This is a genomic window from Shewanella inventionis, from assembly GCF_019931735.1.
GTDB classification, from domain to species: domain Bacteria; phylum Pseudomonadota; class Gammaproteobacteria; order Enterobacterales; family Shewanellaceae; genus Shewanella; species Shewanella inventionis.
Map to the genome: position 1 here is coordinate 628,137 of NZ_CP082926.1, position 14,129 is coordinate 642,265.

The window sequence follows — 14,129 nt, forward strand, 5'->3', positions numbered from 1 at the left end:
GGAGAGAAACGTGAAAGACTTATTAAAGTTTCTTAAACAGCAAAGTAAGACTGAAGAATTTAACGGAATTAAAATTGGTTTGGCTTCGCCAGATCTCATCCGTTCTTGGTCTTTTGGTGAAGTAAAGAAGCCAGAAACCATTAACTACCGTACATTCAAGCCTGAGCGTGAAGGTTTGTTCTGTGCGCGTATCTTTGGTCCGGTTAAAGATTACGAATGTTTGTGTGGTAAATACAAACGTCTTAAGCACCGTGGTGTGATTTGTGAAAAGTGTGGCGTAGAAGTTACCCAGACTAAAGTGCGTCGTGAGCGCATGGGTCACATTGAATTGGCTAGCCCAGTTGCCCACATTTGGTTCTTAAAATCACTTCCGTCACGTATCGGCTTAATGCTTGATATGACGTTGCGTGATATTGAACGCGTACTGTATTTCGAATCATTTGTTGTTATTGAGCCTGGCATGACCACGCTTGAGCGCGGCCAAATGCTTACCGAAGAAACGTATCTTGATGCGTTAGAAGAATACGGTGACGAGTTTGAAGCTAAGATGGGTGCAGAAGCAGTTTTAGAATTGCTACGTGCTATCAACTTAGAAGAACAGATCGAACAAATGCGCGAAGAGTTGCCATCAATCAACTCAGAAACCCGTCGTAAAAAGGTGACAAAACGCCTTAAGCTGATGGAAGCATTCTTCACATCTGGTAACAAACCAGAGTGGATGATCTTAAAAGTATTACCGGTTCTACCACCTGATCTACGTCCATTAGTGCCGTTAGATGGTGGTCGTTTCGCGACGTCAGATCTTAACGATCTATACCGCCGCGTAATTAACCGTAACAACCGTTTGAAGCGTCTGTTAGATCTAGCTGCGCCTGACATTATCGTACGTAACGAAAAGCGTATGTTACAAGAGTCAGTTGATGCGCTATTAGATAACGGTCGCCGCGGTCGTGCTATTACCGGTTCTAACAAGCGTCCGCTTAAATCTCTTGCTGATATGATCAAGGGTAAGCAAGGTCGTTTCCGTCAGAACTTACTAGGTAAGCGTGTTGACTATTCAGGTCGTTCGGTAATTACCGTAGGTCCTACTTTACGTCTGCATCAGTGTGGTCTTCCTAAGAAGATGGCACTTGAGCTATTCAAACCATTCATCTATGGCAAGTTAGAAGGTCGTGGCTTAGCTACAACTATTAAAGCTGCTAAAAAGATGGTTGAACGCGAACAGGCTGAAGTATGGGATGTATTAGACGAAGTGATTCGTGAACATCCTGTGATGCTTAACCGTGCACCAACACTTCACAGACTAGGTATTCAAGCATTTGAACCTGTTCTGATTGAAGGTAAAGCAATTCAATTGCATCCGTTAGTTTGTGCGGCATATAACGCCGACTTCGACGGTGACCAAATGGCGGTTCACGTACCATTAACGCTTGAAGCTCAGTTAGAAGCTCGTGCGTTGATGATGTCAACCAACAACATTCTGTCACCAGCTAACGGTGAGCCTGTAATTACACCGTCTCAAGACGTTGTATTAGGTTTATACTACACCAGCCGTGAGCGTATTAATGGCCGTGGTGAAGGTATGGCTTTCTCTTCAGTTGCTGAAGTAGAAAAAGCATATGCTACTGGTGCAGCTGAGCTACATGCTCGCGTTAAAGTACGTATTACTGAGACCACAATTGCTGATGACGGTGAAAGAACTAAAGCCACACGTATCGTAGATACGACTGTTGGTCGTGCGCTTTTATCGTTAATTCTGCCAGAAGGCTTATCATATGATTTGGTTAACCAAAACATGGGTAAGAAGCAGATCTCTAAGCTATTGAACACCTGTTATCGTCAACTAGGTCTTAAAGATACCGTTATCTTTGCTGACCAATTGATGTATACCGGTTTCCGTTTTGCGACCATCTCAGGTGCCTCTGTTGGTATTGACGATATGGTTATCCCAGCTGAGAAATACACCTTAGTTGCCGACGCAGAAGCTGAAGTACTTGAAATTCAAGAGCAGTTCCAGTCAGGTCTTGTTACCGCTGGTGAGCGTTACAACAAAGTTATCGATATCTGGGCATCTGCTAACGAAAAAGTTTCTAAAGCAATGATGGAAAACCTGTCATCTGAGACAGTGATTAACCGTGACGGCGTTGAAGAGAAACAAGCATCGTTTAACAGCATCTATATGATGGCTGACTCGGGCGCTCGTGGTAGTGCTGCACAGATCCGTCAGCTTGCGGGTATGCGTGGTCTGATGGCTAAGCCTGACGGCTCAATCATCGAAACCCCAATTGTGGCTAACTTCCGTGAAGGCCTAAACGTACTCCAGTACTTTATTTCTACTCACGGTGCGCGTAAAGGTCTTGCCGATACCGCATTGAAGACAGCAAACTCGGGTTACCTAACACGTCGTCTAGTAGACGTTGCACAAGACTTAGTTGTTATTGAAGACGACTGTGGTGTTGAGCATGGTCTAACAATGAAACCGCTGATTGAAGGTGGTGATGTTGTTGAGCCGTTACGTGAACGCGTTCTAGGTCGAGTTGTTGCCGTAGACGTATTGAAACCAGGCACAGAAGAAGTACTTGCACCACGCAACACACTTCTTGATGAAGCATGGTGTAATACGCTAGAAGAGCACAGCATCGATGAAGTGATTGTACGTTCTGTAATTACCTGTGAAACAGACTTCGGTGTGTGTGCAGCATGTTACGGCCGTGACTTGGCTCGTGGTCATATTATTAACCACGGTGAAGCGATTGGTGTTGTGGCAGCACAGTCAATTGGTGAACCAGGTACACAGTTAACCATGCGTACGTTCCACATTGGTGGTGCGGCATCGAGAGCTTCTGCAGAAAACAACGTTCAAGTTAAGAACGCGGGTTCTCTGAAGCTACACAATGCTAAGCATGTTTCTAACATCGACGGTAAACTCGTTATCGTGTCTCGTTCTTCTGAGTTAGCCATCATCGATGAGCTAGGTCGTGAGAAAGAGCGTTATAAAGTGCCTTACGGTACCGTATTAGAGAAGTTAGAAGACAGTGAAGTGGCAGCAGGCGAAATTATCGCAAACTGGGATCCACATACTCACCCAATTATCTCTGAAGTAGCCGGTAGTGTTAAGTTTGTTGACATGATCGACGGCGTAACCATGACACGTCAAACTGACGAGTTAACTGGTTTGTCTTCAGTTGTTGTACTAGAAATTGGTGCGCGTACTTCTGCAGGTAAAGAATTACGTCCAGCCATTCGTCTAGTTGATGCTGACGGTAACGACCTAATGATCCCTGGTACTGAAGTACCAGCTCAATACTTCTTACCTGGTAACGCGATTGTGTCGAAAGACGATAACGCGAAAATCAACGTTGGTGACGCATTAGCACGTATTCCACAAGAATCGTCTAAAACACGCGACATCACCGGTGGTCTACCACGTGTTGCTGACTTATTCGAAGCGCGTAAGCCAAAAGAGCCTGCAATTCTTGCAGAAATCTCAGGTACTATCTCGTTCGGTAAAGAGACAAAAGGTAAGCGTCGTCTAGTGATTACACCAGCTGATGGTGGTGAACACTATGAAGAGATGATCCCTAAATGGCGTAACTTAAACGTGTTCGAAGGTGAAAAAGTCGAACGTGGTGAAGTTATTGCTGACGGCCCAGAAGCTGCACATGACATTTTACGTCTTCGTGGTATCCACAACGTAGCAAACTACATTGTGAACGAAGTACAGGATGTTTACCGCTTACAGGGTGTAAAGATCAACGACAAGCACATCGAAGTTATCATTCGTCAAATGCTGCGTAAGTGTTTAATCACATCTGCAGGTGACAGTGAGTTCTTAGAAGGCGAGCAAGTTGAAGTTTCACGCGTGAAAATCGCTAACCGTGAGTTAATTGCTCAAGGTAAAGCGCCAGCTACGTATGAACGTGAACTATTGGGTATTACCAAAGCATCTTTGGCTACTGAATCATTCATTTCAGCTGCATCGTTCCAGGAAACCACACGTGTGTTAACTGAAGCAGCCGTTGGTGGTAAGAGCGATCCATTACGTGGTCTGAAAGAAAACGTAATCGTAGGTCGTTTGATCCCTGCTGGTACTGGTTATGCTTACCATAAAACGCGTAATGAAGAGCGTGCAAAATCTGCAAACTCTAAAGGCAACGTTGAAGTGGCAACCGTCACAGCAAGTGAAGCTGAACAAAACCTAGCGGATCTACTAAATTTGGCTGGTAGCCAAGATTAAGTTAGCGTTATGTTAAAAAAAGGCGCCAATGGCGCCTTTTTTATTGGAATTTGCACGAAAAGTTGGCTATTTCTTGACAGGCAGCCATTACCTTTCTAAAATTCCGCGTCCCACCATTGTGGGATATAGATTTTTCACACCTAATTGTTGAGTTTAAATCAACTGTCGGAGCTATACATGGCAACTGTAAACCAGTTGGTACGTAAGCCACGCGCGCCAAAAGTCGAAAAGACTAATGTGCCTGCGTTGAACGCGTGCCCACAAAAACGTGGTGTTTGTACTCGTGTGTACACTACAACACCTAAAAAACCTAACTCTGCACTACGTAAAGTAGCTCGTGTGCGTCTAACTAACGGTTTCGAAGTAACTTCGTACATCGGTGGTGAAGGCCATAACTTGCAAGAGCACAGTGTAATCCTCATCCGTGGTGGTCGTGTTAAAGACTTACCAGGTGTGCGTTACCACACTGTTCGTGGCGCATTAGACTGTGCTGGCGTGACTACACGTCGCCAAGGCCGTTCTAAGTACGGTGCTAAGCGTCCTAAGTCTTAACGTATCCCGTTTAAGTAAGGCCAAGCTAGTATTTATTTGACATTCCAGTTTTGGAAATACCTGAAGCATACGGAGAATTGATATGCCAAGACGTCGCGTTGTAGGACAACGTAAAATCCTACCAGATCCAAAGTTTCACAGTGAGTTGTTGGCTAAGTTCATCAACGTCATTATGCAGGACGGCAAAAAGTCTACTGCAGAAAAAATTATCTACAAGGCATTAGATGTTGTCGCTGAAAAGAAAAGCGAAAATCATTTAACTATCCTTGAAGCAGCCCTTGATAACGTTCGCCCTTCAGTCGAGGTTAAATCTCGTCGTGTTGGTGGTTCAACTTATCAAGTACCATGTGAAGTTCGTCCAGTGCGTCGTAACGCACTAGCGATGCGCTGGTTAGTTGAAGCTGCTCGCAAACGTGGTGAAAAATCTATGGCTTTACGTCTAGCAGGTGAAATGCTAGATGCGTCTGAAAACAAAGGTACTGCTGTTAAGAAGCGTGAAGACGTGCATCGCATGGCTGAAGCTAACAAAGCCTTTGCTCATTACCGTTGGTAATATAATGGAGCGGGCTTTTGCCCGCTCCATATTGTTGATATTGCTAAAACCAAAAGTTTTAGTTGAGAGGGTATAAATAGTGGCTCGTACAACCCCAATTGAGCTTTATCGTAATATCGGTATCGTTGCTCATGTGGATGCAGGTAAAACTACCACAACAGAACGTGTTCTGTTCTATACCGGTATGTCTCATAAAATCGGTGAGGTGCACGACGGCGCCGCCACGACCGACTGGATGGTACAAGAGCAAGAACGTGGTATTACTATCACTTCAGCTGCTGTAACCACTTTTTGGCGCGGTATGGAAGCTCAGTTCGCTGAACACCGTATTAATATCATCGATACCCCAGGTCACGTAGACTTCACGATTGAAGTTGAGCGTTCATTGCGCGTACTTGATGGGGCCGTAGTTGTATTCTGTGGCTCATCAGGCGTAGAACCGCAATCTGAAACCGTATGGCGCCAAGCTGACAAGTACCACGTTCCGCGTATGGTATTTGTTAACAAAATGGACCGTGCAGGTGCAGATTTTGACCGAGTGATTAAACAAATTCGTAATCGTCTTGGTGCGACTTGTGTGCCAATCCAATTAAACATTGGTTCTGAAGAAAACTTCAAAGGCGTTATTGATTTAATAAAGATGAAAGCCATTAACTGGTCTGAAACAGATCAGGGTATGACATTCACATATGAAGACATTCCTGCAGATCTCGCAGCAAAAGCTGCAGAAATGCATGAGTATCTTGTGGAAGCAGCAGCTGAAGCCTCAGATGAACTGATGGACAAATACCTTGAAGAAGGTGAGCTATCAGAAGCCGAGATTAAAGCAGCTCTGCGTCAGCGCACAATTAACAACGAGATCGTCCTCGCTACCTGTGGTTCTGCATTTAAGAACAAAGGTGTGCAAGCGGTTCTTGATGCTGTTGTTGACTTTTTACCATCACCTATCGATGTACCTGCAATCAAGGGTATCGATGATGATGAAAAAGAAGTTGAACGTAAATCAGATGACAATGCGCCTTTTGCTGCATTGGCATTTAAAATTGCGACTGATCCATTTGTTGGAACACTTACCTTTATCCGGGTATATTCCGGCGTACTTGAGACAGGCGCAGGGGTTTACAATTCTGTTAAACAGAAGCGTGAACGTATTGGTCGTATGGTGCAAATGCACGCAAACGATCGTACTGAGCTAAAAGAAGTACGTGCTGGTGATATCGCCGCGGCTATAGGTCTAAAAGATGTAACAACTGGTGATACTCTTTGCGATACAGATCACAAAGTGATTCTTGAACGCATGGAGTTCCCTGAACCCGTAATTACCATTGCCGTTGAGCCTCGTTCGAAAGCCGATCAGGATAAAATGGGTATTGCGCTGCAAAAATTAGCAGCAGAAGACCCTTCATTCCGTGTTGAAACTAACGAAGAATCAGCTCAAACACTAATATCTGGAATGGGTGAGCTACACTTAGACATTATCGTTGACCGTATGCGTCGCGAGTTCAGTGTAGAATGTAACGTAGGTAAACCTCAGGTTGCTTATCGTGAAACCATTCGTTCAAAAGTGGAAGTGGAAGGCAAATTTGTACGCCAATCTGGTGGTCGTGGCCAATTTGGCCATGTATGGCTCAGATTAGAACCACTCGAAGAGGGTGCAGGCTACGAATTTGTCAATGAAGTCGTTGGTGGTGTTATTCCGCGTGAATACATTCCTGCGGTTGACAAAGGTATTCAGGAACAGATGAAAAACGGCGTATTAGCTGGTTATCCTGTTCTGGATGTGAAAGTCACATTGTTCGATGGTTCATATCATGATGTGGACTCGAATGAAATGGCGTTCAAAATTGCAGGTTCTATGGGCTTCAAACAGGGTGCGCTAGATGCAAACCCGGCGTTGCTCGAACCTTGTATGAAAGTAGAAGTAACTACACCTGAAGATTATATGGGCGATGTAGTTGGTGATTTAAACCGACGTCGTGGCATAATTGAAGGTATGGACGATGGCATCGCAGGTGTTAAACTTGTTCATGCAGTAGTGCCTCTATCTGAAATGTTTGGTTATGCAACTGATTTGCGCTCTGCATCTCAGGGCCGTGCTTCTTACTCTATGGAGTTTTATAAGTACGCAGATGCACCGCAAAACATTGCAAAAGCGATTATAGAATCTCGTAACTAATATTGGTTACGGCATTAATGTTATATTGCTCGAATTAATCGAGCACTTCTGAAAAGAAAGGAATTTATCGTGGCAAAAGCTAAATTTGAACGTAGTAAGCCTCACGTAAACGTAGGCACCATTGGTCACGTTGACCATGGTAAAACAACTTTAACTGCAGCTATCTCTGCTGTATTGTCTAAGACTTATGGTGGTGAAGTTAAAAACTTCGCTCAAATCGATAACGCTCCAGAAGAGCGTGAGCGCGGTATTACAATTAATACTTCTCACATCGAATATGACACTCCATCACGTCACTACGCTCACGTAGACTGTCCAGGTCACGCGGATTATGTTAAAAACATGATCACTGGTGCTGCACAGATGGACGGCGCAATCCTAGTAGTAGCAGCGACTGACGGCCCAATGCCACAGACTCGTGAGCACATCCTACTTTCACGTCAGGTAGGTGTACCTTTCATCATCGTATTCATGAACAAATGTGACATGGTAGATGACGAAGAATTACTAGAATTAGTAGAAATGGAAGTTCGTGAACTTCTATCAGAATACGACTTCCCAGGTGATGACTTACCAGTTATTCAAGGTTCTGCATTAAAAGCGTTAGAAGGCGATGCAGCATGGGAAGGCAAAATTCTTGAGCTTGCAGAAGCACTAGACTCTTACATTCCAGAGCCAGAGCGTGACATCGATAAGCCATTCCTACTACCAATCGAAGACGTATTCTCGATTTCAGGTCGTGGAACAGTGGTAACTGGTCGTGTTGAGCGTGGTATTGTACGTGTATCAGACGAAGTAGAAATCGTTGGTGTTCACGCGACTACTAAGACAACCTGTACTGGTGTAGAAATGTTCCGTAAACTGCTTGACGAAGGTCGTGCAGGTGAGAACTGTGGTGTGTTATTACGTGGTACTAAGCGTGATGACGTAGAACGTGGTCAAGTACTAGCTAAGCCTGGTTCAATCACGCCACACACTACATTCGAATCAGAAGTGTACGTGTTATCAAAAGAAGAAGGCGGACGTCACACTCCATTCTTCAAAGGTTACCGTCCACAGTTCTACTTCCGTACAACTGACGTGACTGGTACTATCGAATTACCAGAAGGCGTAGAAATGGTTATGCCTGGTGACAACGTTAAGATGGTTGTTACTTTGATTTACCCAATCGCGATGGACGACGGTTTACGTTTCGCTATCCGTGAAGGTGGCCGTACAGTTGGTGCTGGTGTTGTAGCTAAAATCATCGCGTAATAGCGACTTTAGTTGACACTAAAAAAGGAAGCTTCGGCTTCCTTTTTTGTTTTTCAAAATAATTACACAATCTAGTGGCAATCGTTAGTAAAGTGTGTAAAATGCGCCGCTATTGTTTGTAGAAACTCTTTTTGAAGACTATTTACACAATGGGCTTGATCTCCGTTTTAAGATCTGTATAATTGCCCACTTGCTGACATGTGCAGCGAAATATATGTTTAACCAATTAGGTTATTCATTTTCATAGCGACTCCGATTGGGAGTCGAACGGTTAAATCATCTCGCTCTGCTTTTCCAGAAAGGAAAAAGCTAGAGGGTGATTTTTTATGTGTCCATTTTAGGAGCTCTGGTCAATGCAGAACCAAAGAATCCGTATCCGCTTGAAAGGCTTTGATCATCGTTTGATTGATCAGTCTACAGCGGAAATCGTTGAAACTGCTAAGCGTACAGGCGCGCAGGTACGTGGTCCTATTCCACTACCAACACGCAAAGAGCGTTATACCGTTTTGATCTCTCCGCACGTTAATAAAGATGCACGTGATCAGTACGAACTTCGTACCCACAAGCGCTTAGTTGACATCGTAGAGCCAACAGAAAAGACTGTAGACGCGTTAATGCGTTTAGATCTTGCGGCTGGTGTCGACGTTCAGATTAGCTTAGGTTAATTGAGATCCTTAGAAGAGGTTTGAGAGATGGCTATCGGTCTTATTGGTCGTAAAGTGGGTATGACTCGCATCTTCACTGAAGATGGTGCGTCAATCCCTGTAACAGTAATTGAAATTGCTGGCAACCGAGTTACTCAAGTTAAAACTTTAGAAACTGACGGCTACCGCGCACTTCAAGTGACTACTGGTACCAAAAAAGCCAATCGCATCACTAAAGCAGAAGCAGGTCATTTTGCCAAGGGCGGCGTAGAAGCTGGTCGTGGTTTATGGGAAATGCGTCTTGCAGATGGTGAAGGCGAAGGCATTGAAGTTGGTGCTGAGCTTAATGTTGATATTTTCGCTGAAGTAGTGAAAGTAGATGTTACTGGTCAATCAAAAGGTAAAGGTTTCCAAGGCGGCGTTAAGCGTTGGAATTTCCGTACTCAAGATATGACTCACGGTAACTCATTGGCGCACCGCGCGAACGGTTCTATCGGTCAGAACCAAACGCCTGGTCGTGTATTCAAAGGCAAAAAAATGTCAGGTCATATGGGTGCTGAGCAAGTAACTACTCAAAATTTACACGTTGTACGTGTAGATGCTGAACGTAACTTGTTATTAGTACGCGGCGCAGTTCCAGGCGCTACCAATGGTGATTTGATCATTAAGCCTGCAGTTAAAGCTTAGGTCTGAGGAGATAGTAATGGAATTGGTATTGAAAGACGCGCAAAGCGCTCTTGAAGTTTCCGAAACTACCTTCGGCCGTGACTTTAACGAGGCACTGGTTCATCAGGTAGTTGTAGCGTACGCTGCAAATGCACGTCAAGGCACTCGTGGCCAAAAGACTCGTGCAGAAGTAACTGGCTCTGGCAAAAAGCCATGGCGCCAAAAAGGTACTGGCCGCGCTCGTGCTGGTAGTGTTAAAGGCCCAATCTGGCGTGGCGGTGGCGTAACATTCGCTGCTAAAACTCAAGATCACAGCCAAAAAGTTAACAAAAAGATGTACCGTGGTGCTCTTAAGAGCATTCTTTCTGAATTGGTACGTCAAGAGCGTTTAGTTGTTGTTGAATCATTTAGCGTTGAAGCTCCTAAAACTAAAGAGTTAAAAGCTAAGTTAGCAGCAATGAACCTAGAAGACGTTCTAATTGTTACTGCTGAAGTTGATGAGAATTTATTCTTAGCAGCTCGCAACTTATACAAAGTTGACGTACGTGACGTAGCGGGTCTAGACCCAGTTAGTCTAATTGCGTTCAACACTGTTCTTGTTACTGCTGATGCAGTGAAGCAAATCGAGGAGATGCTAGCATGATCCGCGAAGAACGTTTGCTAAAAGTGATTCTAGCTCCACACATCTCTGAAAAGAGTACTGTCGTTGCTGAGAAGAACAACACTGTAGTTTTCCGCGTAGCAATCGATGCGACTAAAGCAGAGATCAAAGCTGCAGTAGCGAAGCTATTTGAAGTTGAAGTAGATTCAGTTCGCACTTTAGTTAACAAAGGCAAAACTAAACGTACCGGTGGCCGTGTTGGTCGTCGTAGCGATTGGAAAAAAGCTTATGTAACTTTAGCTGCTGGTGCTGACATCGATTTCGTCGGCGGCGCTGAGTAAGCAAAGGAGAATTATCATGGCAGTTATTAAGTGTAAGCCAACCTCTCCAGGTCGTCGCCACGTAGTTAAAGTGGTGAATACGGACTTGCATAAGGGTAAACCTTTTGCTGGCCTGTTGGCGAAGAAAACTAAAAGTGGTGGCCGTAACAATACTGGCCGTATCACTGTACGCCACGTAGGTGGTGGACATAAGCAACATTACCGTCTAATCGACTTCAAACGCGACAAAGATGGTATCCCTGCAAAAGTTGAACGTATTGAATACGATCCAAACCGTACTGCGCACATTGCACTAGTACTGTATGCAGATGGTGAGCGTCGCTATATTCTTGCTGCAAAAGGCATGAAAGCTGGTGATGCAATCAAATCTGGCTTGGAAGCAGACATCAAGACTGGTAACGCAATGCCGTTACGCAACATTCCTGTAGGTAGTGTTGTGCACGCTGTTGAGATGAAGCCTGGTAAAGGCGCTCAGATCGCACGTTCAGCTGGTGCTTATGTACAAGTTGTTGCTCGTGATGGTGCTTATGCAACTCTACGTCTTCGCTCTGGCGAAATGCGTAAAGTTCCAGTAGATTGCCGCGCGACATTTGGTGAAGTTGGTAATGCCGAGCATATGCTACGCCAGTTAGGTAAAGCAGGTGCTAAGCGCTGGAGAGGCATACGCCCTACAGTTCGTGGTGTTGCAATGAACCCAGTAGACCATCCACATGGTGGTGGTGAAGGCCGTACTTCTGGTGGACGTCATCCAGTGAGTCCATGGGGTGTGCCGACTAAGGGTTATAAAACTCGTAGCAACAAGCGCACTGACAAGTACATCGTACGTCGTCGTAATAAATAGTAAGAGGATTCGCCATGCCACGTTCTCTCAAGAAAGGTCCCTTCATTGACCTGCACTTGCTGAAGAAGGTAGAGAAAGCGATGGAAGCGGGTGACAAGAAGCCAATTAAAACTTGGTCACGCCGCTCAATGATCATCCCTAATATGATTGGGTTGACCATCGCTGTCCATAATGGTCGTCAGCACGTTCCTGTGTTCGTAACTGACGAAATGATCGGTCACAAGCTTGGTGAATTTTCACCAACTCGCACTTATCGCGGCCACGCTGCAGATAAGAAAGCGAAGAAGCGCTAATACGGGAGGAATAAGATGGAAGTTTTAGCTAAACATCGTTTTGCTCGTACGTCTGCGCAGAAGGCCCGTCTAGTTGCTGATCAAATTCGCGGGTTGCCTGTTTCTAAGGCGCTTGAGATTTTGACCTTCAGCCCAAAGAAAGCCGCCGTACTAGTTAAAAAAGTACTTGACTCAGCTATCGCAAACGCCGAACACAACGAAGGCGCTGACATTGATGAGCTAAAAGTTGGAGCCGTCTTCGTAGATGAAGGCCCAACAATGAAGCGTATCATGCCACGTGCCAAAGGCCGCGCTGATCGTATCATGAAGCGTACCAGCCACATCACTGTGGTTGTATCAGATCGCTAGGAGAAGAGAGCAATGGGACAGAAAGTACATCCTAATGGTATCCGTCTGGGTATCACTAAGCCTTGGATCTCTACCTGGTACGCAGATAAGTCAGATTATGCAAAAAATCTGAACAGCGACTGGGAAGTGCGTCAATATTTAACTGAAAAGTTAAAAGCCGCATCAGTATCTAAGATTGTTATTGAACGCCCAGCGAAAAGCATCCGCGTTACTATTCACACTGCCCGTCCAGGTGTTGTGATTGGTAAGAAAGGTGAAGACGTTGAAGTATTACGTGCACATGTGTCTAAAATCACAGGCACTACTGCTCAAATCAACATCGCTGAGATCCGTAAGCCTGAATTAGACGCTAAGCTCGTTGCTGACTCTATTGCTCAGCAGTTAGAGCGTCGTGTTATGTTCCGTCGCGCTATGAAGCGTGCGGTACAAAATGCTATGCGCATTGGTGCTCAAGGTATCAAAGTTGAAGTGAGCGGCCGTTTAGGCGGTGCTGAAATCGCACGTTCTGAATGGTATCGTGAAGGTCGTGTACCTTTACATACATTACGTGCTGATATCGACTACTCAACTGCTGAAAGTCACACTCAATATGGTGTGATTGGTATTAAAGTTTGGATCTTCAAAGGTGAAGTTTTAGACGGTTTAGTACCAGCAATTGAAGAGCCTAAGCAGCAACCTAAGCGTAAGCCTCGTGGTAAATAGGAGAAACTTTTATGCTGCAACCTAAACGTATGAAGTTTCGCAAGATGTTCAAAGGCCGCAACCGTGGTCTAGCGAACGGTACTGAAGTTAGCTTTGGTACTTTCGGTTTGAAAGCAGTCGGCCGTGGCCGTTTAACTGCACGTCAAATCGAATCTGCACGTCGTGCCATGACACGTCATGTTAAACGTCAAGGACAAATTTGGATTCGAGTTTTCCCTGACAAGCCAATTACCTCTAAGCCTCTTGAAGTGCGTATGGGTAAAGGTAAAGGTAACGTTGAATACTGGGTATGTCAGATTCAACCTGGTAAGGTTCTTTATGAGATGAATGGTGTCTCTGAAACGTTGGCTCGTGAAGCCTTCGCTTTAGCAGCAGCTAAGCTTCCTTTAAAGACTACCTTCGTAACTAAGACGGTGATGTAATGAAAGCGAGCGAACTAAGAGAAAAGAGCGTTGAAGAACTTAACGCTGAATTACTTGGTCTGCTGCGTGAGCAGTTTAACCTGCGTATGCAACACGCTACTGGTCAATTGACTCAAACGAATCAGTTGAAGCTAGTGCGTCGTAACATTGCACGTGTTAAGACCATTATTACTTCTAAGGCAGGTGCGTAATGTCTGATAAAATCCGTACTTTGCAAGGTAAAGTTGTTAGTAACAAGATGGAAAAATCTATCACTGTTGCTATTGAACGCCAAGTGAAACACCCAATCTATGGGAAGTACATCAAGCGTACAACTAAGATCCATGCACATGACGAAACTAATCAGTGTAATGAAGGTGACATCGTGACTATTAGTCAATGTCGTCCTCTATCTAAGACTAAGTCTTGGACACTTGCTGAAGTAGTAACAAAAGCCTAATTTTCATTAGGATAACGTAAACGGCTCCAGTATTTGGGGCCGTTTGTTTTTTTTGCTATG

The 14,129-nt window shown here is 44.8% G+C and carries 16 protein-coding genes; all 16 read left to right on the forward strand.

The window, feature by feature from the left end; translation table 11 throughout:
• Nucleotides 1-10: 10 nt before the first annotated feature.
• The 16 genes from rpoC to rpsQ all read left to right on the forward strand — a co-directional run bounded on the left by rpoC (nucleotide 11) and on the right by rpsQ (nucleotide 14,069).
• Entirely contained in the window at nucleotides 11-4,237 is a 4,227-nt protein-coding gene (gene rpoC / locus K8B83_RS02945; RefSeq protein ID WP_188740708.1) for a DNA-directed RNA polymerase subunit beta', read from the forward strand.
• 177 nt (nucleotides 4,238-4,414) lie between these two features.
• On the forward strand, nucleotides 4,415-4,789 hold the full coding sequence (gene rpsL, locus K8B83_RS02950; RefSeq protein ID WP_025823559.1) for a 30S ribosomal protein S12: 375 nt from the start codon (nucleotides 4,415-4,417) through the stop codon (nucleotides 4,787-4,789).
• Nucleotides 4,790-4,871: 82 nt separating this feature from the next.
• Complete coding sequence (rpsG, locus tag K8B83_RS02955; RefSeq protein WP_160056453.1) at nucleotides 4,872-5,342, forward strand: 30S ribosomal protein S7; 471 nt, start codon at nucleotides 4,872-4,874, stop codon at nucleotides 5,340-5,342.
• Nucleotides 5,343-5,421: 79 nt separating this feature from the next.
• The gene (gene fusA, locus K8B83_RS02960; protein ID WP_188740706.1) at nucleotides 5,422-7,518 is read left to right on the forward strand and encodes an elongation factor G; all 2,097 of its coding nucleotides are present in this window, start codon (nucleotides 5,422-5,424) and stop codon (nucleotides 7,516-7,518) included.
• Nucleotides 7,519-7,587: 69 nt separating this feature from the next.
• Nucleotides 7,588-8,772, forward strand: coding sequence for an elongation factor Tu (tuf, locus tag K8B83_RS02965; protein ID WP_188740705.1), 1,185 nt, complete (start codon nucleotides 7,588-7,590; stop codon nucleotides 8,770-8,772).
• A gap of 353 nt (nucleotides 8,773-9,125) precedes the next feature.
• Nucleotides 9,126-9,437, forward strand: a complete 312-nt coding sequence (rpsJ, locus tag K8B83_RS02970) for a 30S ribosomal protein S10 (protein ID WP_011070616.1) — start codon at nucleotides 9,126-9,128, stop codon at nucleotides 9,435-9,437.
• A 27-nt stretch (nucleotides 9,438-9,464) separates the two neighbouring features.
• Nucleotides 9,465-10,103, forward strand: coding sequence for a 50S ribosomal protein L3 (rplC, locus tag K8B83_RS02975; protein WP_188740704.1), 639 nt, complete (start codon nucleotides 9,465-9,467; stop codon nucleotides 10,101-10,103).
• A gap of 16 nt (nucleotides 10,104-10,119) precedes the next feature.
• On the forward strand, nucleotides 10,120-10,725 hold the full coding sequence (rplD, locus tag K8B83_RS02980; RefSeq protein ID WP_188740703.1) for a 50S ribosomal protein L4: 606 nt from the start codon (nucleotides 10,120-10,122) through the stop codon (nucleotides 10,723-10,725).
• The gene (gene rplW, locus K8B83_RS02985; protein WP_124729276.1) at nucleotides 10,722-11,024 is read left to right on the forward strand and encodes a 50S ribosomal protein L23; all 303 of its coding nucleotides are present in this window, start codon (nucleotides 10,722-10,724) and stop codon (nucleotides 11,022-11,024) included. The genes rplD and rplW overlap by 4 nt, the downstream gene beginning before the upstream one ends.
• 16 nt (nucleotides 11,025-11,040) lie before the next feature.
• Nucleotides 11,041-11,865, forward strand: coding sequence for a 50S ribosomal protein L2 (gene rplB, locus K8B83_RS02990; protein ID WP_188740702.1), 825 nt, complete (start codon nucleotides 11,041-11,043; stop codon nucleotides 11,863-11,865).
• A 14-nt stretch (nucleotides 11,866-11,879) separates the two neighbouring features.
• The gene (gene rpsS / locus K8B83_RS02995; RefSeq protein WP_006083596.1) at nucleotides 11,880-12,158 is read left to right on the forward strand and encodes a 30S ribosomal protein S19; all 279 of its coding nucleotides are present in this window, start codon (nucleotides 11,880-11,882) and stop codon (nucleotides 12,156-12,158) included.
• Nucleotides 12,159-12,173: 15 nt separating this feature from the next.
• On the forward strand, nucleotides 12,174-12,506 hold the full coding sequence (gene rplV, locus K8B83_RS03000; RefSeq protein WP_160056441.1) for a 50S ribosomal protein L22: 333 nt from the start codon (nucleotides 12,174-12,176) through the stop codon (nucleotides 12,504-12,506).
• Between the two features lie 12 nt (nucleotides 12,507-12,518).
• Nucleotides 12,519-13,208, forward strand: a complete 690-nt coding sequence (rpsC, locus tag K8B83_RS03005) for a 30S ribosomal protein S3 (RefSeq protein ID WP_188740701.1) — start codon at nucleotides 12,519-12,521, stop codon at nucleotides 13,206-13,208.
• Between the two features lie 11 nt (nucleotides 13,209-13,219).
• On the forward strand, nucleotides 13,220-13,630 hold the full coding sequence (gene rplP, locus K8B83_RS03010) for a 50S ribosomal protein L16 (protein ID WP_160056437.1): 411 nt from the start codon (nucleotides 13,220-13,222) through the stop codon (nucleotides 13,628-13,630).
• Complete coding sequence (gene rpmC, locus K8B83_RS03015) at nucleotides 13,630-13,821, forward strand: 50S ribosomal protein L29 (protein ID WP_006083592.1); 192 nt, start codon at nucleotides 13,630-13,632, stop codon at nucleotides 13,819-13,821. The genes rplP and rpmC overlap by 1 nt, the downstream gene beginning before the upstream one ends.
• Nucleotides 13,821-14,069 (forward strand): 30S ribosomal protein S17, encoded by a 249-nt coding sequence (rpsQ, locus tag K8B83_RS03020; protein ID WP_160056435.1) that lies wholly within the window; start codon nucleotides 13,821-13,823, stop codon nucleotides 14,067-14,069. The genes rpmC and rpsQ overlap by 1 nt, the downstream gene beginning before the upstream one ends.
• Nucleotides 14,070-14,129 lie beyond the last annotated feature (60 nt).